Origin of the sequence: Flavobacterium sp. N2550 (genome assembly GCF_025947265.1) — a bacterium.
GTDB lineage: Bacteria > Bacteroidota > Bacteroidia > Flavobacteriales > Flavobacteriaceae > Flavobacterium > Flavobacterium endophyticum.
This window is the reverse complement of sequence record NZ_CP110007.1, coordinates 2,867,901-2,892,045: the sequence shown is the minus strand read 5'-3', so window position 1 is coordinate 2,892,045 and position 24,145 is coordinate 2,867,901. Positions and strand designations below refer to the sequence as shown.

Below are 24,145 nucleotides of genomic sequence, written 5' to 3'. Positions count from 1 at the left end.
TAGCGAAATAAAAAAGCGTGAGCATCGCCCACGCTTTCAAGATTATTCTTCTTCTTTTTGTCCCATCATCATCAAAAATGCTTTTAAGAACTCGTCGATTTCGCCGTTCATCACAGCTTCAACATCACTGGTTTCGTGGCCTGTCCTGACATCTTTGACCAATTTGTAAGGATGCATGACATAATTCCGTATTTGAGAGCCCCATTCGATTTTCATCTTTTTGGCCTCAATCTCGTCGCGCAGCGCCTGTTTCTTTTTCAACTCGATCTCATACAATTGAGATTTCAGTAACTGCATCGCTTTGGTCTTATTGTCTAGCTGAGAACGTGTTTCAGAATTCTCAATAATAATTCCTGTTGGATGGTGACGAAGACGTACAGCAGTTTCTACCTTGTTGACATTCTGTCCGCCGGCACCGCTTGAACGCATGGTTTCCCACGAAATATCAGCTGGATTGATCTCGATCTCAATCGTGTCGTCAGCTAAAGGATAAACATAGACGGAAGCAAAAGAAGTGTGGCGTTTTCCATTACTGTCAAAAGGAGAAATTCTTACGAGGCGGTGCACGCCGTTTTCGCCTTTTAGATAGCCAAAGGAATAATCGCCTTCAAATTCTAGGGTAACGGTTTTGATTCCGGCTACCTCTCCGGCTTGGAAGTTTAATTCCTTTATCTTATAACCGTTTTTTTCGCCCCACATCATGTACATTCGCATCAGCATCTGTGCCCAATCGCAGCTTTCTGTACCGCCTGCGCCAGCTGTAATCTGAAGTACAGCGCTCAAGGTATCGCCCTCGTCAGACAACATGTTCTTGAATTCGATGTTTTCGATGTGCGTATTGGCTAAATTGTATTGCTCATCTAATTCGTCGGCGGTCATTTCGCCTTCTTTATAGAATTCGTAAGCAAGCTGCAATTCGTCGGCAAGAGAAACGGCTTTATTGTAATCTTCGACCCATTTCTTCTTGGAACGCAATACTTTAACATACGCTTCGGCTTCTTTTGGGTTGTTCCAAAAATCGGGAGCTAATGTTTTTTCTTCTTCGTTTGTAATTTCGATTAATTTCTTATCGACGTCAAAGATACCTCCTCAACGCACCAAGGCGCTCCACAATACCTTTAATTTGTTCGGTAGTTGTCATAAATTTTATACTTTTATACCCACAAAAATAAGGTATACTTTTGATATTATGGAAATAAATTTAGTAAGCGATACGGTAACCAAACCGACAAATGAAATGCTACAGCAGATGTTTCGTTCAAAAGTAGGCGACGATGTTTACAAGCAAGACCCGACCGTCAACGAATTAGAGGAAATGGTCGCAAATATATTTGGGATGGAAGCGGCGCTTTTTTTTCCTTCAGGCACGATGGCAAACCAGACGGCTATAAAACTACATACGAATCCGGGGGAGCAGATTATTTGCGATAAATGGTCGCATATTTTTCATTACGAAGGGGGAGGGGCTTCTTTTAATAGCGGTGTTTCCTGCTGTTTGGTAGATGGCAAAAGAGGAATGATTACGGCCGAACAAGTAAGAGATGCTATCAATCCACCTGATTTTTACCATAGCCCGCTGACCAGTTTAGTCAGCATTGAAAACACTACAAACAAAGGCGGCGGAGCTTGTTACGAGATGGATGACCTGATAAAGATAAAAGACGTCTGCAAAGAAAATAACTTGAAATACCATTTAGATGGTGCTAGATTATGGAATGCTTTAGTCGCAAAAAGACAAAATCCGAAGCATTTTGGAGAATTGTTCGATACTATTTCGGTATGTTTATCTAAAGGATTAGGAGCTCCGGTTGGTTCTGTTTTGGTTGGCGATAAAGAAACGATGAACCGCGCGTTGAGAGTTAGGAAAATTTTTGGAGGTGGCATGCGTCAGGCAGGTTATCTAGCAGGAGCAGGGATTTATGCTTTACAGCATAATGTGAGCCGCTTGCAGGAAGACCATAACAAAGCAAAAGAATTAGGCTTCATACTTAAACAATTACCTTGGGTAGAAAGTGTAGAGCCTGTGGAAACCAATATTTTGATTTTTGCAGTAAAACAGCAGTATAATGAAGCTGTCGTCATCGAAAAACTGAAACAGAAAAATATTTTTATCAGTTCTTTAGGTAAAGGAAAGCTACGAATCGTGACGCATTTGGATTACAGAGATGTTATGCATACATATGTCATAGAAACCTTGCAGAAGCTTACTTTTTAGCTGTAGGCGATACGCTTTAGGCAGTAAGCAATTTGCATACAGCCTAAAGCGTATTGCGTAAAGCTTATTTAAACAGGTCCATTCCAGGAATGTTTGGCATTCCGTCTTTAGCAACAGCTCCTAGTTCTGCTTCATTTACATCTGATGCCTTTTGTATGGCTTTGTTCATAACTAGCACAAGGTAGTCTTCTAATTGCTCTTTATCGTCTAATAAGCTGTCATCTATTTCTATTGATTTTACAGTGCGATTTGCGGTCAATGTTACTTTTAAAAGCCCGTCACTGCTTTGTTCGTCAATCAAAACGAAATCAAGCCTTTTCTTGGTCTCTTCTATTTTTTGCTGGGTCTCTTTTAGCTTGCCCATCATTCCCATTATGTCTCCAAACATTGTTAATAATTTTTATGATTTGTAACTACGAAATTACTAAATTGCATAGTCATATTCAAGTGAGAATTCGATGAAAAATAAATTAATTTTGTGTTGCCTTTGTGTTATTTTTGCAACTTCATATTCGCAAAATACATTTCGTAAAATGTCTATAACAATTCCCCCACCTGTTGCAAAAAAAATACCGAAAACGCTAGAAAAACATGGCGACAAAAGAGTAGATGATTATTTCTGGCTCAACGATAGAGAAAATAAAGAAGTTATTGACTATCTGAACAGCGAGAACCAATATTATGAGCAGACGACTGCCCATACCAAAGAGTTTCAAAAAAGGCTTTTTGAAGAAATGAAAGGAAGGATCAAAGAAGATGATGCTTCTGTTCCGTATTTCTTTAATGGATATTGGTATATAACACGTTTCGAATTGGGCAAAGATTATCCAATCTATGCTCGAAAAAAAGGAAGCCTTACGGCAAAAGAAGAAATTCTTTTTGATTGTAACGAATTGGCTAAAGGACATTCTTATTTTCAATTGGGCGGATTGAGCATCAGCCCCGATAACAAATATGCTTCGTTTGGAGTCGATATTGTAGGAAGAAGAATTTACACGGTTCAAGTAAAGGATCTTCAGACAGGAAAGATTTTTACGGATAAGATAGAAAATACGACGGGAAGCTCGACTTGGGCTAACGACAACAAAACGTTATTTTATACACAGCAAGACAAGCAGACCTTGCGTTCGGATAAAGTTTTTAAACATAAATTGGGTAAAAAACAATCTGAAGATATCTTGGTGTATGATGAAGTAGACGATACTTTTAATGTTTCTGTAAGCAAAGAAAAATCAAAAAAATATATCGTAATCAGTTCTTCCAGTACGTTGACGACAGAGTTCAGGACGCTTTTGGCAGATAATCCTGATGGCGAATTTAAAGTTTTTCAGCCTAGAGTAAGAGGAATGGAATACAGCATAGCGCATTACAACGACAGCTTTTATGTCTTGACAAATAAAGATAATGCAACGAATTTCAAGCTGATGAAAACGCCTGAAAATGCGACTTCCCAAGAAAATTGGAAGGATTTGATTCCGCATCGCGACGATGTTTTGTTAGAAGATATCGAAATTTTCAAAGATTATTTAGTAATCGGCGAGCGTTCCAATGGCTTGAACAAAATCAGAATTATGCCATGGAATGGAAAAGGGGAGTACTATCTTCCGTTTGGAAGCGAGACTTACACCGCTAATATTTCTACAAACCCTGATTTTGACACTCAGATTCTCCGCTATAGCTACCAATCTTTAGGAACTCCATCTTCTGTGATTGATTTCAATATGAAGACCAAAGAAAAAGAAATCAAAAAAGAGCAGCAAGTCTTGGGCGGAAAGTTCGACAAGAACAACTATATCGAAGAAAGAGTTTGGGCTACAGCTCAAGATGGCACGAAAATTCCAATTTCTATGATTTATAGAAAAGGAATAAAGAAAGACGGTAAAAATCCTTTATTGCTTTATGCTTACGGATCATACGGCGCTACTATGGATCCATATTTCTCTTCTACGAGACTATCTCTTTTGGACAGAGGATTTATCTATGCCATCGCTCACATTCGCGGAGGCGAAGATATGGGAAGATTATGGTATGAAAACGGCAAGCTGCTTCACAAGAAAAATACGTTTACTGATTTTATCGACTGTTCTAAATACGTAATTAACGAAAAATTCACTAGCAAAGAACATTTATATGCAGAAGGCGGTTCGGCTGGAGGATTATTGATGGGAGCAGTAGTGAATATGGCTCCAGAATTGTATCATGGCGTTATCGCTCAAGTTCCTTTTGTAGACGTAATAACGACAATGCTAGACGATACGATTCCACTTACAACTGGTGAATATGACGAATGGGGAAATCCAAATGAAAAAGAATATTACGACTATATGAAATCGTATTCGCCTTATGACAATGTAAAAGCGCAAGATTATCCGAATATGTATGTTTCAACCGGACTTCATGATTCGCAAGTTCAGTATTGGGAACCGGCAAAATGGGTAGCAAAATTAAGAACCCTGAAGACCGATAATAATCTGTTATTCCTTGATACTAACATGGATGCGGGTCACGGAGGTGCATCAGGAAGGTTTGAAGCGCTAAAAGAATTAGCTAAGGAATTTAGTTTTTTGTTAGATTTAGAAGGAATTGAAAACTAATTAGATTTTTTTTGTTAAATTTGCAAGGATTTGAGGTCAATAAAAATTCAATGAGTTGCCTTGATTAACTATTTTTTTATGAAAGAAGAAATAAAAGCTTATAATAATGTATTGGAATTAATAGGCAATACCCCGCTTATTAAGCTCAATAAAGTCACTGAAAATATAGAAGGCAATTTCTACGCAAAAGTAGAAGCTTTTAATCCGGGACACTCCACTAAAGATAGAATCGCATTATATATTATTGAAGAAGCAGAAAGGCAAGGAATCTTGTCTCCAGGCGATACAATAATTGAGACGACATCAGGAAATACCGGTTTTAGTATTGCAATGGTGAGCATTATAAAAGGCTATAACTGTATCTTGGCAGTAAGTTCAAAGTCATCAAGAGATAAGATTGATATGTTGAGAAGTATGGGAGCCAAAGTGTATGTTTGCCCTGCCCACGTATCAGCAGATGATGAAAGATCGTATTACAATGTTGCAAAACGACTACACGAAGAAACCAAAGGATCTGTTTATATCAACCAATATTTCAACCAGCTAAATATTGATGCCCATTACAAATCAACCGGACCGGAAATCTGGGAACAGACCAACGGAAAAATTACCCACTTAATTGCCTGCAGCGGAACAGGAGGAACTATTTCCGGAGCTGCTAAATTCCTTAAAGAAAAAAATCCAAACATTAGAATTTTAGGTGTTGACGCTTTTGGTTCTGTATTGAAAAAATACCACGAGACAAAAGAGTTTGATGCGAACGAAATCTACCCATACAGAATCGAAGGTTTAGGAAAAAACTTAATTCCTACAGCAACAGACTTCGATTCAATTGATAAATTCATAAAAGTTACTGACGAAGAAAGCGCGCATGCGACAAGAGAAATTGCTAAGAAAGAAGGCCTATTTGTAGGTTACACTTCTGGAGCAGTGCTTCAAGCCATCAAGCAATATGCAGAAGAAGGCGAATTCGACAAAAACAGTAACGTAATTGCTATTTTCCCAGATCATGGCTCAAGATACATGAGCAAAGTATTTAGCGATGACTGGATGAACGAGCAAGGCTTTTTTGACAGTATTAATGTTGAAGAGGCTCAGAAAATAGAATTCATAAAGTAAGACTTACTTATACAACATAAAAAAACTCCAGATAATTCTGGAGTTTTTTGTTTTTATATCATTTTTTGGAAATTAGCTTTTTGACACTTTTCCTGAACCGTTAACATTTTTGTTTATTTTCTTAGGTTCTCCATTATATTTGACAGTTCCCGAACCATGTACGTTGGCTGTAAGAGTTCCTGTTGTAGCAGTCGTTAGGTTTCCAGAACCGTGAACGCTGACATCAGAAGTTTCAGAGGTAAATTCGGAAGCGTTTAGTTGACCCGAACCATTAACATTTCCAGTAAAGCTGCTTGTTTTTCCTTTAAGAGTTAGTTTTCCAGAACCGTTGATTTCTGCACTTGTTTTGTTAGTAGTCAAATATAGCTCAAGTTTTCCAGATCCGTCTAGTTTTGCAGACGCGTTGCCTGTACTGGCAACATTCAAATTGATTTTCCCAGAACCATTTAAAGATGCCGCAAAATTATCTGTTTTAATAGTAGCGTCAGAAGAAATATTTCCAGATCCCGATAAGCTAACTCCATCAAGCTTCTTAAAAGGAACTCTTACTGTTACACTGCCTCCTTTGAAGCTTATCTTTTTATTGCTTTCATAATAAATCTTCAACGTATTTCCTTTTACTTCAGTTACAAGATATTGCAGCGATTTCTCATCGCCTTCAAGCGTAAGAGTATTTGAGTCACTTGATACAAGAATGATTTTAGAAGAACCGCTGGATTCAATTTTAGAAAAAGCGCCGATGGTTCTGTTTTCAGTTTTGGTTTGTGAATTAGCCGTTAAAACGAAGAATAGGCCAAACAGCCATAAGAATTGTGTTTTTTTCATGATGATTTGATTTAATGATTTGAGTAAATGTAAGGAATTCCTATAAAACAAAAAACTCCTGAGCAATACTCAAGAGTTTTTATTTGGATTTATATTTTTTTGGAACTATTCTTCTTCTTCCATAGTATGATAAACGTTTTGAACGTCATCATCTTCTTCGATTTTTTCTAGTAATTTTTCTACTTCAGCCACTTGATCTGCCGTAAGTTTTTTGGTCACTTGCGGAATTCTTTCAAATCCAGAAGATAGGATTTCAATGCCTCTGTTTTCTAATTCTTTTTGGATAGCCCCGAAGCTTTCAAAAGGGGCATAAATCAAGATGCCGTCTTCGTCAGCAAAAATTTCTTCAGCACCAAAATCGATAAATTCCAGTTCCATTTCTTCAATATCGATTCCTTCAGCCGGAATCCTAAAATTGCAGGTATGGTCAAACATAAACTCTACAGAACCCTGAGTTCCCATAGTTCCGTTACATTTGTTGAAATAGCTTCTGATATTCGCAACAGTTCGGTTGTTATTGTCGGTAGCCGTTTCGATTAGGATTGCGATTCCGTGGGGTGCGTATCCTTCAAATAAGACTTCTTTATAGTTTGCCGTGTCTTTGTCGGTCGCTTTCTTGATCGCTCTCTCGACATTGTCTTTTGGCATGTTTACGGCCTTGGCATTTTGGATAACGGCTCTTAATCTAGAGTTAGACTCTGGATTTGGACCGCCTTCCTTAACCGCCATTACGATATCTTTTCCAATTCTTGTAAATGCTTTAGCCATTGCTGACCAGCGCTTCATTTTTCTATTTTTTCTGAACTCAAACGCTCTTCCCATTTCTAAAATTTTTTAAACGTTGCAAAAATAAGCTTATCCTTTTTTATTTCAAATCTATTTTTAATCTTTCGGGACATGTTTTGAAATAAATTGTTCGCCTGCCTGTTCCCAATTTGTATTTACGGCGACTTTCTCTTGATAAAATTTGGCATTCAGCTTATTATAAGCTTCCGCTTCTTGGTTTACTTCTTTGATTAGGTTATTAAAATTGTCGATTTCTTGCTTTGTCCTGTTCTTCTCAAGTTTTTTCTCCAAAGATTCTTTGGTGTCTTCGGCTTGTTGGTTCAGCATCAGGAATGAAATTACTTTCGGTGTCAGTTCTAACGCTTCTTTTTTGTAAAATTCCAATGCTTTTTTGGTAGAGGCGATTAGGCTAGCATCCTTATTAAATGGAGTTGTTGCTTCGAGTTTTTTTAAGCCTTCATTGGCATAGAGTTCTAATGAAGAAGCATTTTGCTGTATGGCATTTAAATCCTTTTTTTCTATTGACTTCATCAAATTGATGTCGGTCACATTTACCTTAAAAAAAATAAGATACATTTCAGTATGGTATTTGAAAACTGCATTCGAAATCTTCATCTTTTTTCCAAGAACAGAATTGTCTTCGGTAATTTGAATGTTATATTTTTTTCCAAAGAGTTTCTGGTTGGCATTTAATTTTTCGACTTCTTCATTAATTTTTTCATTCACCAGATCACGGGCCATGATATAAGCTTCCATGAAATCATAGGATTGTTCGGCGACTTCTTGCATGTCAATAATTTTGCCGTAGTCGTCATTAATGTATTTCTCTGAAATGGCTAAATAGGCAAGGAGCTGGTCACGGTATTCTGTATCGCCTTTATAGCCTTCTTTAAGATTCGTAATTTTCTTTGTGGCATTTTGTATGGATTTCACCAGTGTTTTTCGAGTAGCGTCAATTCTTCTTGCGCTTTTGCTATGCGCTACAGCTTTGGTATAATTCCAGGTATTCCTTGAAATAGCATCCGTTTCTTTTCCGATAAAATTCAGATAGTCAATGGGAGTCTTAAAATCCTGAGCTTCAGCTACAACTAAACTAAACAAAGTAATAATGGTGAGGAAAATTTTCTTCATAGAATATTTAATCTTTTTGTGAAGCGTAGTAATCGGCAATTATGTTAATGCCTTCCAAGACATAAGCATTGGTTTTTAAGTCTTTGATTCGGTACTCGCTAATATTCTTCTGGAATTCATCAAATTTTAAAATTTCATTTTCATACGATGTGTTTGAAATCTCAAAATCAATTGGTGTTTCTATAAGTTTTTTCACGGAGTCAAAAACCGAATCAATACTATGCACATCATTGAAAACGCTTTCAAAGTTCAATACGATTGGCGCTTTTTGCGAATTGTATATCGAATTTACTTTTTCATTGACCGCTTTTACTTGATTGAAATAGTCATTAGTGCCGATTCTTTTTTTGCTTGCTACAAGCAGATTTTCAAAATCACTTCTAGAATAAGGCGTAAATTTAGCTTTTGAAGCAATGGCATCATTTTTTAATGCAGTCTTATAGCTTTTTTCTCTTGAAATTATTCCGTCATATAAAGTCGGGATTGCGATATCGGGAACGACTCCTGTTAACTGGTGGCTTTTTCCGGTGATTCTATAAAATTTCTCGATGGTCAGTTTCACAAAATCTTGTTCATTATCTTCTTCAATCGGAAGAATCTGTTGCATGGTGGCTTTGCCTAAAGTAGTTGAACCAGCAATGATAGCGCGATTATAATCTTGCATAGCTGCGGCAAAAAACTCGCTGGCCGAAGCAGAATTTCCGTTTACCAAAACAATGACAGGCCCGTTATAAATTGAGCCCCTATTAAAGTCTTTGATTACTTTCTGCTCTTTTTTATTATTAACTAAGATAGAAACCGGACCAGCATCGATAAACATTCCAGAAAGCTTTATGGCTTCTTCCATAGAACCGCCACCATTGTCTTGCAGGTCAAGTATCAGTCCATGGATGTTGTCTTTTTTCAATTTCAATATTTCTTTAGCCACATCGTCAGAAATGCCCTGGACGGTATTTTTGTCGAAATCAGTGTAAAAGCTGGGGATATTGATATAGCCTATGCGCGTATCATTTTTTGAAACGATATAACTGTAAGCCGCATGATCGTCTGCTTTCATGATTTTTTTCTGTAAGGTGACATCGTACAAGCTTCCGTTTTTCTTTCTCAATGAAAGCGTAATTTCCTTATGCGTATCAGAAAAAATAATACTTCCGATGGTTTCTAGGGAGCTGCAGGATACCAAAAAATCTTCTCCTTTTTTAGGCGAAACTTTGATGACCTGATCGCCTTTTTCAATAATTTCGGTGCGTGCCGCTGGACCGCCTGGTACAATTTCTTGAACAACCAATTCGTCATTTTCGTTTAGGCTGACGTACATCCCGAGCGAAAGATTATCAGTAGAAAGTTCTGAAAGAAAAGATGATTTTGTATCGTATGAAAAATAGGAGGTATGCGGATCAAAATAAGAGCAGAAAATAGTATAAAAACTATTGCGTATGTTTTTTTCGATACCGTCTTTTGAATCGATTCGGTTGTTAATCTTGCAGAGCGCAGTCTCAAATATTTTTTGCTTTGAGATTTTTTCTAGACTTGCGAAGTTTTGTTTCAGCGAATCGTAATTTTTGCTGGCTTTGGCAATATCTTCTAGAATGTCGAATCGCAATCTTTTGGCATATACTTTACTGACATCTTCTGCTTTTACATAAAAAGGGAAATCCTTTTTTGTAAAGCGTACAGTGTCATTTGTAGTATAACTTAGTTTTTCTTTCTGCAGTTTTTCAATTGCCGATTTGCTTCGTTCTAATGCGGTGTTATATGTTTTTGCAAAATCTTCAAAAAAAGAACAGTCATTAGCAGCAATATAATTATCGAACTTGAATTTGTGTTTTGAAAGATAATCGTATTCCGATTTCAAGAAAATATTCTTGTCGGTGTCCAAATCATTCATCAAGGCTTCAAAAACATAAACCGATAGGCTGTCGTCTACCGGTTTAGGATTAAAGTGCTCGTTCTGTATGAGCGTATTTATTTTTATCAAAACATTGCAGGATTTACCACTGTCTTGCGAATAAGACACACAAACAACAAACAGTAAAAACAGCCAGATTTTGTTCATGTATTTTTTATTTTTTATAGAAAGGCAATTTAACGACTTTTGCGGGAATATCATTTTTTCTGATGCGGATAAAAATCTTGCTATCAGCTCCAGAAAATTCTGTCGTAACATAGCCCAGCCCAATTCCCTTATTCAAAGATGGTGCCATAGTTCCTGAAGTCACAACACCGATAATGTTTCCATCTTTGTCTACGATTTCATAGTCGTGGCGAGGGATTCCTCTTTCGGTCAATTCAAAACCGACTAATTTTCTCAATACTCCAGCTTCTTTTTGCTTAAGGAGATTTTCAGAATTGGTAAATTGTTTGGTGAATTTGGTGATCCATCCTAAACCAGCTTCCAAAGGTGATATTGTGTCGTTGATATCGTTTCCGTAAAGGCAGAAACCCATTTCTAAACGAAGCGTGTCTCTTGCGGCCAAACCGATTGGCTTGATTCCGTAAGCTTTGCCAGCTTCAAAAACTTTATTCCAAATTTGTTCGATGTCTGTGTTCTTCGCGTAGATTTCAAAACCTCCAGAACCCGTATAACCAGTTGCAGAGATGATTACATCAGAAATTCCAGCAAAATCGGCAACTTCAAAGTGATAATATTTAATGGCCGTTAAGTCAACAGATGTTAAAGATTGCATGGCTTCTACGGCTTTAGGGCCTTGAATAGCAAGTAACGAATAGTCGTCAGAGATGTTTCTCATCTCAGCTCCGACATTATTTTTTGTAGAAATCCAGTTCCAGTCTTTTTCAATATTCGAAGCGTTTACTACTAAAAGGTATTGGTCTTCCTTCATTTTATAAACAATCAAATCGTCTACGATACCGCCATTTTCGTTTGGCAGGCAAGAATATTGCGCTTTACCGATAGTCAGCGTAGAAGCATCATTTGAAGTCACTTTTTGGATTAATGCCAAGGCATTCGGACCTGAAATCAGGAATTCTCCCATGTGCGAAACGTCAAAGACACCGACTCCGTTACGAACGGTTTCGTGTTCTGCATTTACTCCTTCATATTGAACAGGCATATTGTATCCGGCAAATGGAACCATCTTAGCTCCCAAACTCTCGTGAATGTGCGTTAACGCAGTATTTTTCATTTGTGTTGATTATAAAAATTAAAGTTGCTAATTTATTGTTTTTTTTGCAGTTTCAAAGGCGAAACGGCGTGATTTTTCAGGAATATTATAGCTTGTTTTGCTACAGCCGAATTATGGTTTTGTTATATTTGGCAATAATCTAAAAAGTAATCATGAGACTAAATATAAAGGCAATTCTACTGGCTGTTTTTATTTTCCAATCAGTTTTCGCTCAGGCGCAGAAACAGGTAGCCATTACCATAGATGATGTTCCTAATACAAAAAAGTTTCAGCAGGATCGATTCAAGGCACAGCTTCTGAAAAAGCTAGATTCTATGCAGTTGCCGGTTGCTATCTTTATCAACGAAGGAAAAATTTATGCGACGGATTCAGTTTCAAAAAATTTCCAATTGCTCAATGATTGGGCGAAAAGGGAGTATATCACGCTGGGCAATCATACTTTTAGCCATCCCAGATACTCCGATGTGGGTTTTGATGCTTTTATGAGTGATATTGACAAAGGAGAATCAATTACCAGAGAACTGGCAAAAAAGCTCGGAAAACCGCTAAAGCATTTCCGATTTCCGTTTAATGATTTGGGAAAAGATTCGTTACAGCGTAAGGAAACAGAAAATTATTTAGCCCAAAAAGACTACCAGATAACTCCTTTCACCATTGAAAGCACAGACTGGGCCTTTGATATTGCTTATGAGTATTATCTTGCTAAAGGCGACAAGGCAAATGCTAAGATAATAGGAGAGAAGTATGTCAGCAAGACAATAGAAATTTTTGATTTTTTCGAAGCACAATCTGAACTGCAATTTCATCGTCAGATAAGCCAGATTTACTTGTGTCATGATAATTCTTTAAATGCAGATTATCTGCCTAAAATTATAAGGCTCTTGAAAGCTAAAAAATTTACGTTTATCAGCCTAGATGAAGCCTTAAAAGATAAAGTCTACCAGCAAAAAAACAATTACCAAAAAAAGTGGGGAATCTCATGGTTCTACAGATGGATGACATCTCAAGGAGAAATTACCCGTGTGATGAAGAAAGAGCCTAACAATGAGGAAATAGAAAAATTGTATCCTACGTTAATTAAGCCATAAAAGTAAAGAGCAGTCATAAAAAATCCCGATTGTAAAACAATCGGGATTTTACTAAATCAGCTAATATTATTTCTGATCGATATACGTTTTATTTCCGTTTTTGTTGATGTAATACTTGCCGCCTTTAGGTCCGGTGTATACTTTTTTGCCGTTGTAAAATTCGCCAGACGCCTTATCTTTTACTTCCGCTGCAGATTTTTTAGTTTCCATTTTAGCAACAGTAGCTTTTTCTTTGGCTTTTGCCGTTTCTACTTTTGCTTCAGCTTTTGCCTTAGCAGCATCCGTTTTAGCTTCTGTTTTTGATGTGGCCGCTTTTTCTTTCGCTTTAGCGACATCTTTCTTGGCCGTTTCTTCAGCTTTTTTAGCTTTGGCTTCAGCCTTGTCGGCTGCTTTTTTACTATCTGCTTTTGCTTGGGCTACTTCAGCTTTTGCCTTCTTTTGTGTTGTTGTTTCCTGTGCGCTGATGTAGCCGGAAAATAACAAAGCAATTCCTAAAACAATTAATTTTTTCATACTTTGTGTTTTTAATTTGATTTAAAATTAGTAAATTAATTAATACAAATGAATAGATTTGTATTGCAATTAAACTTTTCTACAGTTATGAGATCTCTACTGCTAATAGCGTGCCTAATTTTTATTTCGTCTTGTAAAAATCCGCAAGAAGTTGTCTACAGCGATGCGCTGCTATCGAGCAATCGGAAATATATCGAAGAAAATGCGGCACTTTTAGAAGCGGCCAAGATGAATATAAGCGATACTTCTTTTGTAAGCCTGAAAGAGTATGGAAAGGATTTCTTTTACGACATGAAATATGCGACCGAAGATAATTTTTTGAAAACAAAAGTGTATGATTGCCCAGAATGCTACCTTCGATTCAAGACTGTAAAGGCGTTAGTTAAAGCCAATCAGGCATTTGTAAAGCTAGGCTACAAGATCAAGATATACGACTGTTATCGTCCGTTGGATGTGCAAAAAAAGATGTGGGCGATAACTCCAAATGCTACCTATGTGGCAGATCCTGAAAAAGGTTCCATTCACAATAGAGGAGGTGCTGTAGATATTACTTTAACGGATTATAGTGGCAATGAGCTGGATATGGGAACAAAATTTGACCATTTTGGGCCAGAAGCGGCGCATGATTATAAAAATCTTTCAGCTGAAGTTTTGGCAAACAGAAAATTGCTGAAAGACATCATGTTAAGAAACGGTTTCAAGTCTTTTGCTTCGGAATGGTGGCATTATAACTTGACGAATGCTTCAACGCTGCCGATATCAAATTTTGTATGGGACTGCAAGAATTAATTCAGGCATTTGAGGTTGTCGATAAAGAAATTTTCTGGATACGATTTCTCACCGTTTAATTCAGATACCAATTCTTTCTTCATCACATAATCGATAGTTTCTGTCGCATATTTTACACGAATCAACGAAACAGGAGATTTTTCCAATTCTTCCATCGTATTTTTCATAAAAAGAAAAGAACCTGATGAGATTCGGATATTTGCGCTTTGCGCTTCATCGCGAACCATAGAACCACAATTACCTTCGTCGGAAATCAACAACGTAATAATCTTTCCATTGGTCAGTTGTAGGTAAATCTTGGAGTTTTTATCAAAACAATTGGCCTTGATAAAATCTTTGCTTTTTTGGATAGATTGAAAATTAAGCAAAGGAATATCGCTGGCATTGATCAACGAAAAAAAAATATAACTTGAAGTTCCAGCAAAGTTTTTTTCGTGCACTATCTTTTGTACTGTTTCCTTATAGCTGCCAATAGAATCTGTAAAATTAGAACTGTATTCACATGGTTTTTGGGCATAAACACCCATCTGAAGCATTAAAAAAGCAATTAAAAGCAATCGTTTCATTATTCTGTTTTTATTTTGGTGCAAAGTAATACTATTTTGTCATTATTCATATCTGTAGTAAAAAAACAGTACAGGTTTCCTCCATCATTTATTTTCCATTTTTTTCTGATATGTTCTACAGTTTCAGGAAAATTGCGAGTTGTTATATTGGCCTTTTTGTTAGATAGAAATTTTTTCATTTCTCCCTTAGTGTAGCCTATCTTTTCTTCAATCTGAAAAATTCTTCCCGGAAAGTCCACTAACTCATCCGAAGTATAAAGATGCGAATGGGCATGAAGCTTGTCTAAATTGAATTTATTGCCGACGGCATCAAAAAATCCAGATTTCATGATAGCGCTGTTCGGCTCGTAAAGGTATTTTTTAGGAAGGCCATATTGTGCATGTTCATATTCGTCAAAGGTAAAATCCAGTTTTTCTGTTTTCTCTTTGGTGAGGTTCGCGGTTTTGATCACTGCCTTTCCCTGGTGATTTTTTGAAATTTCCCAAAGCAGTTCCTTGACTTCGTTCTCGACAGCAACAATATGGATTGCTCTTACATTGGAGAGTTCTGAGAGTCCGGCCGCGAGGTCTAGGATGGGCGCTGTTTTTATCAATAAGTTTTCAGCATGTCGAAAGTAAAATTCTTGCAGTTCGGGAACATTAGGCAGACAGTCTTTTAAAAGAAATACTTTGCCTTTTACATCGCTTCTTCGCGAAGGATCGATATAAATCCAATCAAATTTTCTGTCCAGCTTTTGCAAGATTTCGTAACTGTCACCAGCAAAACACTCAATATTTCTAGCTTGAAGAACTTCAAAATTATGCTTTGCAATTTTTGATAAGTCAGTATTCATTTCGCAATGTACGACCGATTTCATTTTTTTTGAGAAGTAATAGGCATCAACGCCAAAACCACCTGTCAAGTCGATAAGGCTTTCTCCTGAGACAATTTCTGATTTATAAAATGCGGTGTCTTCAGAAGAAGTCTGTTCTACTGATATTTTTGGAGGATAAACAATTCCTTTGGAGTTAAACCACGTAGGAAGCTTATGCTCTGATTTACTTTTCGCAGCAATCTGATTAAGGAGCAAAGCATAATCGATAGAAGGAAATGGATTTTTTTGAAAAGCCAATTTTGAAATATCTTTTCGAATATTGGCTTCTATAAAATCTTGAACTTCGGATTTTAAAATTTCAGGAATCAAACTAAATGCCTCGGGTTAATATTTTGACGACAGGATTATTAGGGAAAAACTCTTTGGCGACCACTTTTGCAATCGTATAGAGCGGTACGGCTACAATCATTCCTAGCACGCCAAATATAAAGCCGCTGGCAAGGATTACGATAAAGATTTCCAAAGGATGCGAATTGACGCTGTTTGAAAATATGAGCGGCGTGGTAATGTTGTTATCAATTATCTGTGCTACAGAATATCCAATCAAGACATATAATGTGGTCGAAAGCATTTCGCCTTGGGATTCCGGATCCATATGACCGAGCATCGTCAGTACGGCTACCAATATCGTTGCGATCAGCGGTCCGATATACGGAATGATATTTAGCAAAGCAGTAATAAAGGCGATGATGAAAGCATTTTCTACACCGAATATGAGCAAGACAATCAAATAACAGATAAATAAGATGGTTACCTGTCCGATTAGGCCAATAAAATAACGGCTTAGCAGATGGTTTATCTTTCTGAAAGAATTCAAAATCTTATCTTCATGTTCGTTCGGCAAAATCTTTTTGGCATTTACCGTAAATAGCTTTCGGTCTTTTAAGAAGAAGAAAGTAATAAAGATTATGGATCCGATGGCAACTCCAATATTTCCAAGGATGGAAATCAAGGAGTTAAGAAAGTTAGGGATAAAATTTAGGTTTAGTTTCGAAGCCAAATTCGACTCCTTGACCATATTTTCAATATCGATATTATGGCTTGAAAAGTAATTGTTTAATTGTTCAGTCAAATTTGTCAGATCGGCTTCCAATTTGGCGGTATCCAAAAGCGAAAGATTTTCTCCTTGCGAAATAATCAGCGGAACGAACATCATGATAAAACCTGCCAAAAGCAAAATGAAGAATAGGAGTGTTACGACAACCGCTACAATATGATTGAATTTCAGCCTTTTCTCTAAAAATTTCACAATCGGATTTCCTATCATGCTGACGATTAGCGATATGAATAGAAAAAGAATGACGGACTGTATTTTATACAAAAGAAATAATAAAAGTAAAATCCCGGCAGTAATGGCTAAGGCTCGTAATATTCCGTTTCCGATAGTTTTTGAAGTCACCATATTTTTCTTTTTTGTAAGTCTAATGTAGTTAAAAAAAACGGAGTTGTCCTAATTTAAAAGCTTATAATAATTGTTTTGAGGGAATCGTTCTAATTATTAAAAATATAATAGATGATATTGGCACCCATTTTTAAAGCTTTTTCTCTGACTTCTTTTGGGTCGTTATGGACTTCGGCATCTTCCCAGCCATCGCCTAAATCGGTTTCATAGGTGTAAAGAAGCGCTAGCCTATTTTCGATAAAGATTCCGAAAGCCTGTGGTCTTTTATTGTCGTGCTCATGAATTTTTGGAATTCCAGAAGGAAAAGAATACGGTTTCTGGAATATAGGATGGTTTGCAGGAATTTCAACAAGATTATTGTTTGGAAAAACTTTTTTTAATTCTTTTCGGATGTATTCGTCCATTCCGTAGTTGTCATCGATGTGTAGAAAACCTCCCGAAGTCAGATAATTTCTAAGGTTTATCATTTCAGAATCGCTAAAAACAACGTTTCCATGTCCTGTCATGTGGACAAATGGGTAGGAAAGCAGATCAGAGCTTCCAGGTTCTACAGTAGCTGGTTTTGAAGCAATTCGAGTATTGATATTCTGGTTGCAGAACTTGATCAAATTGGGCAATGATGTCGGATTTCCGTACCAGTCACCACCGCCATTGTATTTTAATAAGGCAATTTCTTGGGCATTAGCTCCAAGCGAGAGACACAAAAGGAAAGCGAAATATATTTTTTTCATACGTTTAGGCTTCGGCCAAATTATTCGTTTATAAAAACAACGCTATGGCAGGCAACGACTGCTGCGGTTTCAGTTCTTAATCGTGTATTTCCTAAAGTTACGGGAATATACTTGTTTTCGAGCGCTAGCTTGATTTCCTTTTCAGAAAAATCGCCTTCAGGACCAATCAAAATCGTTATATCTTTATTTGGTTTTACAACTTCCTTCAATGATTTTTTGTCGGTTTCCTCACAATGCGCAATCAAGTTCAAGCCTTCGCTTTTCTGCTGCTTTATAAAATCCTTAAACAAAATAGGTTCATTCAATTTTGGAAGGTAATAATGCAAAGATTGTTTCATAGCCGACAATATAATTTTGTCAAAACGATCGGTCTTGATAACTTTTCTTTCGGAATGATCGCAGATAATTGGCGTGATTTCGCTGATCCCGATTTCGGTCGCTTTCTCTAAAAACCACTCGAAACGATCGTTCATTTTAGTCGGTGCTACGGCCAGATGCAGGTAGTATTTTGAAGGTTCGCTTTTTTCTGAACAAACAATTTTTACCAAACATTTTGAATCAGAAGCTAGTGTAATTTCTGTTTTGAATAAATATCCTAAACCATTGGTTACGTATAAATTATCACCTTCTTTTTTACGTAATACTTTAATTATATGTTTACTTTCTTCTTTATCAAAAGAAAAAATTTCGCCGTTTTGGGTAATCGTGGGGTTATAGAATAATTGCATACTTAAAAATCAATTCGTGCTTTAGAAACCACTGAGTTGTCTTCAAATTTTGAAGAAAGGTATTTTTGATATCCGACAATTCCAATCATGGCTGCGTTATCGGTTGTATATTCGAATTTAGGAATAAATGTTTTCCATCCGTATTTTTTTTCTGCTTCTTTCAGCGTTTGTCGGATTCCAGAATTAGCCGAAACGCCGCCGCCGATGGCAATCTGTTTTATTCCGGTTTGTGCGACTGCAAGTTTTAATTTGTCCATCAAAATCTGGATAATCGTATATTGTATCGATGCGCAGATATCATTCAGATTTTCGTCTATAAAATTCGGATTTTCCTTTACATTTTTCTGAATGAAATATAAGACAGCCGTTTTCAGTCCGCTGAAGCTGAAATCAAGCCCAGGTACTTTTGGTTTCGTGAACGGAAAAGCTTTCGGGTTCCCTAGCTTCGCATATTTGTCAACCAAAGGCCCTCCAGGATAGGGAAGCCCCAATATTTTAGCACTCTTGTCAAAAGCTTCGCCAACAGCATCATCAGTAGTTTCTCCGATAATTTCCATATCAAAAAAGTTGTTTACTTTAACGATCTGTGTATGTCCGCCGCTGATGGTCAAAGCCAAGAAAGGAAACTCAGGTTTATCATAACCTTCTTCTTCAATAAAATGGGCCAAGATATGGGCATGCATATGGTTGACCGCAATCAATGGAATCTTTAAAGCCAAAGACAACGATTTGGCAAAAGAACTCCCTACCAGCAACGATCCCATGAGCCCAGGACCTTGCGTAAAAGCTATTGCATTTAATTGATTTTTATCGATATTTGCTTTACGAATAGCCATCTCGATAACAGGAACGATATTTTGCTGATGGGCTCTCGAAGCAAGCTCGGGAACGACACCGCCATATTCGCCGTGAATGCTCTGATTTGCAACAACATTCGACAAGACTTTGTTGTCTTGCAGGACGGCGGCTGCAGTATCATCGCAAGAACTTTCGATGGCCAATATAAAAAGAGAGTTATTTCCCATAAAAGGGCACGGATTTTGAATTATATTTGACAAAAATAAAACAATTAAGAGTATCAAAAAATTTAAAAAAATAGTATTTCGTACCTTACTGGGTATAATCCTACTTTTGCTGCTACTCGGCATTGCGCTTTCGCTCCCTTTTGTACAGACTAAAATTGCACATTACGTTACCGAAACTTTAAACGAAGATTACGGAACAGATATCAACGTTGATCAGGTTGCTGTTTCGATTTTCGGCGGTGTAAAGCTGAAAACGGTACTCATTAGGGACCATCACAAAGATACACTGATTTATGCAAATTCCATAAAGACCAATATCTTAAGCTTCAAGAAACTAAAATCTGGGGATTTGATTTTTGGAGATATTTATGCAGACAAGCTCTTCTTTAATCTTAAGAATTATAAAGGCGAAAAGGAATCCAACATCAATGTTTTTGTAAAATTATTTGAAACAGGAAAGAAATCTCCAAAACCTTTCCAGCTGAATGCGGATAATATCTATCTGACCAAGAGTCATTTTAAGGTGACGAATGAAAATGCTGTCACTAAAACAAGCGTCGATTTTACGAAGATGGACGCCAGTGTACGCAAGTTCAAGATTTACGGAAGCGACATTACCACAGAAATAAAAAAACTAGCATTCCAAGACCATAGAGGGCTGTTTGTCAAAGATCTGACAGGAAAATTCAGCTACTCTAAAGAAAGCATCTTGTTGAAAGAACTTAACCTTTTTACAAAAGAATCCAACTTGAAAGGCAATGTCGTACTGACTTATAAAGAAGGTGGGCTTGCCGACTTTGTGAATAAAGTGCATTTTGATGTAGATGTGGATTCGGCCTCGATTTCCACAAATGACTTGAACCATTTCTACAATGAATTCGGCAAAAACAAAAAGTTTAACTTTTCTACGATCTTAAGCGGAAGCATGAATGATTTCTACACCCGCAACCTGAAATTGGTGGTAGACAATCATTCTCGAATTGTAGGAGATATCAACTTTAAGAATCTTTTTAATCCTGACAAGAATGCTTTTCTTATCCGAGGAGATTTTAAGCGACTGTCCTCTGATTATGCTAACCTGAAAGGCATTTTACCAAGAATTCTTGGTGAAAAACTTCCTTCTTCGTTGGAATATTTAGGTGATTTTGATATTACAGGAAATGCAGAAGTTACCAAAACGGACGTAAAAGCGGATATCTATCTGACAACTGCCATTGGGGAGCTTGCGGCAGACTTGCAGCTTTTTGACATTGATAATATTGACAATGCTTCATATAAAGGGAATATAAATTTCGAAAAATTTAATATCGGAAGATTTTTAAGACAGAAAGATTTTGGTGCTGTTACGCTGGATTTAGAAGTAGAAGGAAAAGGATTCACGCGAAAATTCTTAGATACCAAAGTAAGCGGTACCGTCTATAGCCTGAATTTCAAAAAATACAACTACAAGAATATTGAAATCGATGGAACTTTTAAAAATCCTTTATTTCAAGGAACGGTACTCATAAATGATGAAAATCTTAAAATGGATTTCAAAGGCTTGGTAGACTTGAGCAAAAGAGAAAACCGTTATGATTTCCATGCCTTAATCGATTATGCCGATTTAAACAAGCTGCAGCTGGTCAAAAGAGACTCTATTTCGCTTTTCAAGGGAGATATCATGATGCAGGTTACAGGAAACAGCATCGACAATATGTACGGCGATATTGCTATTTCCCAGACATCTTACCAAAACCAAAAAGACATTTATTTCTTTGATGATTTTACGATACAATCACGCTTTGACGAAAATAGGGTGCGTACTATTTCGATCAACTCGCCTGATATTATCAAAGGGCAGATTGTTGGGAAATACGAATTCAGGCAGGTGCCAAAAATTATAGAAAATGCTATTGGTAGTTTATATACCAACTATAAGCCCAATAAAGTCAAGCCAGGGCAGTTTTTAGATTTTAATCTTTCGATATACAATAAACTTGTAGAGGTTTTCCTTCCTGATGTCTCGATAGGAACTAATACGGTCGTTTCTGGAAAAATGACTTCCGACTCTAATGAGTTCAAGATGAATTTTGATTCGCCGGAGATTGAAGCCTATGGCAATTATTTTGACAAAGTTTCGTTGGAAATTGACAATCAAAATCCGCTTTACAATGCGTATATCGAAATGGACAGTATCAAGACCAAACGATACAAGATTTCGAATTTCAGTACTATTAACGTAAAGTTGGAAGACACGCTCTTTTTTAGAACAGAGTTTAAAGGAGGCAAAGAAAGCAAGGACTTTTTTAATCTGAACGTCTACCATACGATTGACGAAAAGAACAACAACGTTGTCGGTATCAAAAAGTCGGAAGTAAATATCAAGGACTATATGTGGTTCTTGAACGAAAATGATGCAAACGACAACAAGATTGTATTTGATAAGAAGTTTAAAAATTTCTCTATTGAAAACATTTTGATGACGCACAACAACCAGCGAATTGAGCTAGAAGGTATTATGCGAGATAGTACCTATAAAGATATCAAGCTTAGCTTTAATGATGTCAGTTTAGGTAAGTTATTGCCCTCTATGGACAGCCTTCGGGTAGAAGGAAACCTGAATGGAGAAATCGACTTTAGGCAAAACAAAACAGTCTACCAGCCTACATCAACAATTACAATCGACAGTCTGCATGTCAATGAAATCGCCTTGGGTGACCTGTCTGTGAAGATACAAGGAAATGAAAACCTGAATCGTTTCAGCGTCAACTCAGTATTGCAAAACAACGACGTAGAAAACTTTATAATAACTGGAGATATCGGCATATTGAACAAGCAGACGCTTTTTGATCTAGATTTTAAGTTTAACAGATTTAACCTTGGAGCATTGAGTCCGCTAGGCGGAAATGTTATTTCAAGAATTCGAGGATTTGCTTCAGGGAATGCCAATTTTGCAGGAACCTTGAAAGATCCACAGATTAATGGAAGGCTATTCTTAGACGAAGTTGGACTGAAAGTGCCATACCTTAACGTCGACTATGAGTTTGACGAACGTTCGATCGTTGACTTGACGGAAAACCAATTTCGTTTTAACGATGCAAGAATGACCGACACCAAATACAATACAAAAGGTTATCTGACGGGAAGCATCAAACACCAAAATTTCAAAAAATGGGTGCTAGATCTCAACATAAAGTCGGATAGATTATTGGCTTTGGATACGAAAGATTCCGATGATGCCATGTATTTCGGTACAGCCTTTATCGCCGGAACAGCTTCTATAAAAGGCCCTACAAACGGATTGCTGATTACGGTTGATGCAGAATCCAAACAAGGAACTGCAATCAAGATTCCGATCAATAGCGCATCAGGTGTGGGCAATAATACTTTCATAAAGTTCTTGAGTCCGAAAGAAAAATACAATCAAGAAAATGGTATAGTCGAACAGGTCGTGAATAATTCGGGTCTTGAGCTGCAATTCGACTTGAAGATCACGCCTGAAGCAGAAATAGAGATTATCATCGATAGAAATACAGGACATGCGCTGAAAGGCAAAGGTGACGGAACTATGAGGCTGGAAATTAGTACTCTCGGAAAATTCAATATGTGGGGCGATTATCAAGTGAGGGAAGGAGAATACAACTTCAAATACGGTGGTATCATTGATAAAAAATTCTTGGTGAAGAAAGGAAGTTCTATTTCTTGGGACGGAGATCCGCTTCGTGCCCGTCTGAATATCGACGCAATTTATAAGACGCAGGCAAACCCAGCCGTTTTGCAAGATAATGCTTCATTCAACAGAAAAGTACCAGTAGAAGTCGTAATCGGACTTACAGGCAACTTGATGAATCCTGAGCCCGATTTTACCATTAATTTTCCAACGGTAAGCTCGGTATTGAAATCGGAATTGCAAGTAAAGCTTGACGATAAAGATACGCGTGTCAACCAAGCGCTTTCGCTTTTGGGTACGGGTAATTTTTTGAGTTCTGAAAATGCAGGAAGCGCAGTTTATGGAAGCTTATTCGAAAGAGCGAGCGGATTGTTCAATGACCTTTTCCAAGACGAAGACGGTAAGTTTACAGTAGCTCTGGATTATCAGATGGCAGATAGAACGCCGACTGCCGAAACCAGCAGCCAATTCGGAATTGCAATCACGACACAGATTAACGAACGAATTTCTATAGATGGAAAAGTCGGAGTTCCCGTAGGTGGGGTAAACCAGTCGGTTATTGTAGGTAACGTCGAAGTAAAATATAGAGTAAACGAAGACGGAACTTTAAACTTGAGGGTATTCAATCGTGAAAACGACATCAACTATATAGGGGAAGGCATCGGCTATACGCAAGGGCTTGGAGTTTCCTACGAAGTCGATTTTGATACCTTAAAAGAACTGTGGTATAAGATTTTCAATATCAAGACCAAAGAAGAAAAAGAAAATGCTGCCGATCATGTTCCGGATTCTGACCTATCGCCAGACTTTATTCAATGGACTCAGGACAGAAGAAAAAAGACCGAAAATCCAAAAACGGAACAGCAAAAAGTTCCAGAATCGGAATAAATGTGCTCCAATTTTTCCTTTAATTTACAAAAATTATCAACTTCTAGGAGATGGAAATAAAAACTTATCAACGAA

At 37.2% G+C, this 24,145-nt stretch carries 20 protein-coding genes; 6 read left to right on the top strand and 14 right to left on the bottom strand.

Annotated elements, in window-relative coordinates; genetic code table 11:
* Positions 1 to 42: 42 nt before the first annotated feature.
* A protein-coding gene (gene prfB / locus OLM56_RS12760) for a peptide chain release factor 2 (RefSeq protein WP_121377148.1) occupies positions 43 to 1,141 on the bottom strand; the annotation gives its coding sequence in 2 pieces (ribosomal slippage) (positions 43 to 1,077 and positions 1,079 to 1,141; 1,098 coding nt in all).
* A 48-nt stretch (positions 1,142 to 1,189) separates the two neighbouring features.
* On the opposite strand from prfB, the gene OLM56_RS12755 reads away from it, so the two are divergent.
* Positions 1,190 to 2,215: a threonine aldolase family protein gene (locus OLM56_RS12755; protein WP_264527231.1), complete on the top strand. Its 1,026-nt coding sequence runs from the start codon at positions 1,190 to 1,192 to the stop codon at positions 2,213 to 2,215.
* Between the two features lie 64 nt (positions 2,216 to 2,279).
* Here the strand turns inward: OLM56_RS12755 and OLM56_RS12750 are convergent, their stop codons facing one another.
* Positions 2,280 to 2,603: a YbaB/EbfC family nucleoid-associated protein gene (locus OLM56_RS12750; RefSeq protein ID WP_264527230.1), complete on the bottom strand. Its 324-nt coding sequence runs from the start codon at positions 2,601 to 2,603 to the stop codon at positions 2,280 to 2,282.
* 145 nt (positions 2,604 to 2,748) lie between these two features.
* Between OLM56_RS12750 and OLM56_RS12745 the strand changes: the two genes are divergently transcribed.
* Both OLM56_RS12745 and OLM56_RS12740 read left to right on the top strand, forming a co-directional pair.
* Positions 2,749 to 4,809, top strand: coding sequence for a S9 family peptidase (locus tag OLM56_RS12745; protein WP_413614431.1), 2,061 nt, complete (start codon positions 2,749 to 2,751; stop codon positions 4,807 to 4,809).
* Between the two features lie 78 nt (positions 4,810 to 4,887).
* Entirely contained in the window at positions 4,888 to 5,928 is a 1,041-nt protein-coding gene (locus OLM56_RS12740; RefSeq protein WP_121377144.1) for a PLP-dependent cysteine synthase family protein, read from the top strand.
* A gap of 72 nt (positions 5,929 to 6,000) precedes the next feature.
* Here the strand turns inward: OLM56_RS12740 and OLM56_RS12735 are convergent, their stop codons facing one another.
* The 5 genes from OLM56_RS12735 to gcvT form a co-directional block, all read right to left on the bottom strand.
* A complete protein-coding gene (locus tag OLM56_RS12735) occupies positions 6,001 to 6,753 on the bottom strand; it encodes a head GIN domain-containing protein (RefSeq protein WP_264527228.1) in 753 nt (250 codons plus the stop codon).
* A 105-nt stretch (positions 6,754 to 6,858) separates the two neighbouring features.
* Positions 6,859 to 7,575, bottom strand: a complete 717-nt coding sequence (locus tag OLM56_RS12730; RefSeq protein ID WP_264527227.1) for a YebC/PmpR family DNA-binding transcriptional regulator — start codon at positions 7,573 to 7,575, stop codon at positions 6,859 to 6,861.
* Between the two features lie 60 nt (positions 7,576 to 7,635).
* Positions 7,636 to 8,670 (bottom strand): LIC11966 family surface protein, encoded by a 1,035-nt coding sequence (locus OLM56_RS12725; RefSeq protein ID WP_264527226.1) that lies wholly within the window; start codon positions 8,668 to 8,670, stop codon positions 7,636 to 7,638.
* 7 nt (positions 8,671 to 8,677) lie between these two features.
* Positions 8,678 to 10,726: a S41 family peptidase gene (locus OLM56_RS12720; RefSeq protein ID WP_264527225.1), complete on the bottom strand. Its 2,049-nt coding sequence runs from the start codon at positions 10,724 to 10,726 to the stop codon at positions 8,678 to 8,680.
* A 7-nt stretch (positions 10,727 to 10,733) separates the two neighbouring features.
* On the bottom strand, positions 10,734 to 11,816 hold the full coding sequence (gcvT, locus tag OLM56_RS12715) for a glycine cleavage system aminomethyltransferase GcvT (protein WP_264527224.1): 1,083 nt from the start codon (positions 11,814 to 11,816) through the stop codon (positions 10,734 to 10,736).
* A 152-nt stretch (positions 11,817 to 11,968) separates the two neighbouring features.
* Between gcvT and OLM56_RS12710 the strand changes: the two genes are divergently transcribed.
* Positions 11,969 to 12,904, top strand: a complete 936-nt coding sequence (locus OLM56_RS12710; protein WP_264527223.1) for a polysaccharide deacetylase family protein — start codon at positions 11,969 to 11,971, stop codon at positions 12,902 to 12,904.
* Between the two features lie 66 nt (positions 12,905 to 12,970).
* Here OLM56_RS12710 and OLM56_RS12705 read toward each other — a convergent pair whose 3' ends face one another.
* Positions 12,971 to 13,417 (bottom strand): hypothetical protein, encoded by a 447-nt coding sequence (locus OLM56_RS12705; protein WP_264527222.1) that lies wholly within the window; start codon positions 13,415 to 13,417, stop codon positions 12,971 to 12,973.
* An 87-nt stretch (positions 13,418 to 13,504) separates the two neighbouring features.
* On the opposite strand from OLM56_RS12705, the gene ddpX reads away from it, so the two are divergent.
* Positions 13,505 to 14,206, top strand: coding sequence for a D-alanyl-D-alanine dipeptidase (ddpX, locus tag OLM56_RS12700; protein ID WP_121377238.1), 702 nt, complete (start codon positions 13,505 to 13,507; stop codon positions 14,204 to 14,206).
* Here the strand turns inward: ddpX and OLM56_RS12695 are convergent.
* The 6 genes from OLM56_RS12695 to tsaD form a co-directional block, all read right to left on the bottom strand.
* The gene (locus OLM56_RS12695; protein ID WP_264527221.1) at positions 14,203 to 14,772 is read right to left on the bottom strand and encodes a hypothetical protein; all 570 of its coding nucleotides are present in this window, start codon (positions 14,770 to 14,772) and stop codon (positions 14,203 to 14,205) included. The two genes, ddpX and OLM56_RS12695, sit on opposite strands and share 4 nt — an antisense overlap.
* Entirely contained in the window at positions 14,772 to 15,956 is a 1,185-nt protein-coding gene (locus OLM56_RS12690) for a class I SAM-dependent methyltransferase (RefSeq protein ID WP_264527220.1), read from the bottom strand. Before OLM56_RS12690 ends, OLM56_RS12695 begins: the two co-directional genes overlap by 1 nt.
* A 1-nt stretch (position 15,957) precedes the next feature.
* Positions 15,958 to 17,049, bottom strand: a complete 1,092-nt coding sequence (locus OLM56_RS12685; RefSeq protein WP_121377134.1) for an AI-2E family transporter — start codon at positions 17,047 to 17,049, stop codon at positions 15,958 to 15,960.
* 89 nt (positions 17,050 to 17,138) lie between these two features.
* A complete protein-coding gene (locus tag OLM56_RS12680; protein ID WP_264527219.1) occupies positions 17,139 to 17,780 on the bottom strand; it encodes a DUF4159 domain-containing protein in 642 nt (213 codons plus the stop codon).
* Positions 17,781 to 17,800: 20 nt separating this feature from the next.
* Positions 17,801 to 18,508: a 16S rRNA (uracil(1498)-N(3))-methyltransferase gene (locus tag OLM56_RS12675; protein WP_264527218.1), complete on the bottom strand. Its 708-nt coding sequence runs from the start codon at positions 18,506 to 18,508 to the stop codon at positions 17,801 to 17,803.
* A gap of 2 nt (positions 18,509 to 18,510) precedes the next feature.
* Positions 18,511 to 19,533 carry a tRNA (adenosine(37)-N6)-threonylcarbamoyltransferase complex transferase subunit TsaD gene (gene tsaD / locus OLM56_RS12670; RefSeq protein ID WP_121377131.1) on the bottom strand — a complete coding sequence of 341 codons (1,023 nt, stop codon included), beginning with the start codon at positions 19,531 to 19,533 and terminating at the stop codon, positions 18,511 to 18,513.
* A 106-nt stretch (positions 19,534 to 19,639) separates the two neighbouring features.
* On the opposite strand from tsaD, the gene OLM56_RS12665 reads away from it, so the two are divergent.
* The gene (locus OLM56_RS12665) at positions 19,640 to 24,070 is read left to right on the top strand and encodes a translocation/assembly module TamB domain-containing protein (RefSeq protein ID WP_264527217.1); all 4,431 of its coding nucleotides are present in this window, start codon (positions 19,640 to 19,642) and stop codon (positions 24,068 to 24,070) included.
* Positions 24,071 to 24,145: the final 75 nt, after the last annotated feature.

What these genes read in the sequence shown, in the direction of transcription:
- ddpX (WP_121377238.1), top strand. Translation starts at nt 13,505, where the DNA reads ATGAGATCTCTACTGCTAATAGCGTGCCTAATTTTTATTTCGTCTTGT.
- OLM56_RS12675 (WP_264527218.1), bottom strand. Translation starts at nt 18,508, where the DNA reads ATGCAATTATTCTATAACCCCACGATTACCCAAAACGGCGAAATTTTT.
- OLM56_RS12720 (WP_264527225.1), bottom strand. Translation starts at nt 10,726, where the DNA reads ATGAACAAAATCTGGCTGTTTTTACTGTTTGTTGTTTGTGTGTCTTAT.
- tsaD (WP_121377131.1), bottom strand. Translation starts at nt 19,533, where the DNA reads ATGGGAAATAACTCTCTTTTTATATTGGCCATCGAAAGTTCTTGCGAT.
- OLM56_RS12725 (WP_264527226.1), bottom strand. Translation starts at nt 8,670, where the DNA reads ATGAAGAAAATTTTCCTCACCATTATTACTTTGTTTAGTTTAGTTGTA.
- OLM56_RS12755 (WP_264527231.1), top strand. Translation starts at nt 1,190, where the DNA reads ATGGAAATAAATTTAGTAAGCGATACGGTAACCAAACCGACAAATGAA.
- gcvT (WP_264527224.1), bottom strand. Translation starts at nt 11,816, where the DNA reads ATGAAAAATACTGCGTTAACGCACATTCACGAGAGTTTGGGAGCTAAG.
- OLM56_RS12705 (WP_264527222.1), bottom strand. Translation starts at nt 13,417, where the DNA reads ATGAAAAAATTAATTGTTTTAGGAATTGCTTTGTTATTTTCCGGCTAC.
- OLM56_RS12710 (WP_264527223.1), top strand. Translation starts at nt 11,969, where the DNA reads ATGAGACTAAATATAAAGGCAATTCTACTGGCTGTTTTTATTTTCCAA.
- OLM56_RS12680 (WP_264527219.1), bottom strand. Translation starts at nt 17,780, where the DNA reads ATGAAAAAAATATATTTCGCTTTCCTTTTGTGTCTCTCGCTTGGAGCT.
- OLM56_RS12745 (WP_413614431.1), top strand. Translation starts at nt 2,749, where the DNA reads ATGTCTATAACAATTCCCCCACCTGTTGCAAAAAAAATACCGAAAACG.
- OLM56_RS12750 (WP_264527230.1), bottom strand. Translation starts at nt 2,603, where the DNA reads ATGTTTGGAGACATAATGGGAATGATGGGCAAGCTAAAAGAGACCCAG.
- OLM56_RS12740 (WP_121377144.1), top strand. Translation starts at nt 4,888, where the DNA reads ATGAAAGAAGAAATAAAAGCTTATAATAATGTATTGGAATTAATAGGC.
- OLM56_RS12730 (WP_264527227.1), bottom strand. Translation starts at nt 7,575, where the DNA reads ATGGGAAGAGCGTTTGAGTTCAGAAAAAATAGAAAAATGAAGCGCTGG.
- OLM56_RS12685 (WP_121377134.1), bottom strand. Translation starts at nt 17,049, where the DNA reads ATGGTGACTTCAAAAACTATCGGAAACGGAATATTACGAGCCTTAGCC.
- OLM56_RS12735 (WP_264527228.1), bottom strand. Translation starts at nt 6,753, where the DNA reads ATGAAAAAAACACAATTCTTATGGCTGTTTGGCCTATTCTTCGTTTTA.
- OLM56_RS12695 (WP_264527221.1), bottom strand. Translation starts at nt 14,772, where the DNA reads ATGAAACGATTGCTTTTAATTGCTTTTTTAATGCTTCAGATGGGTGTT.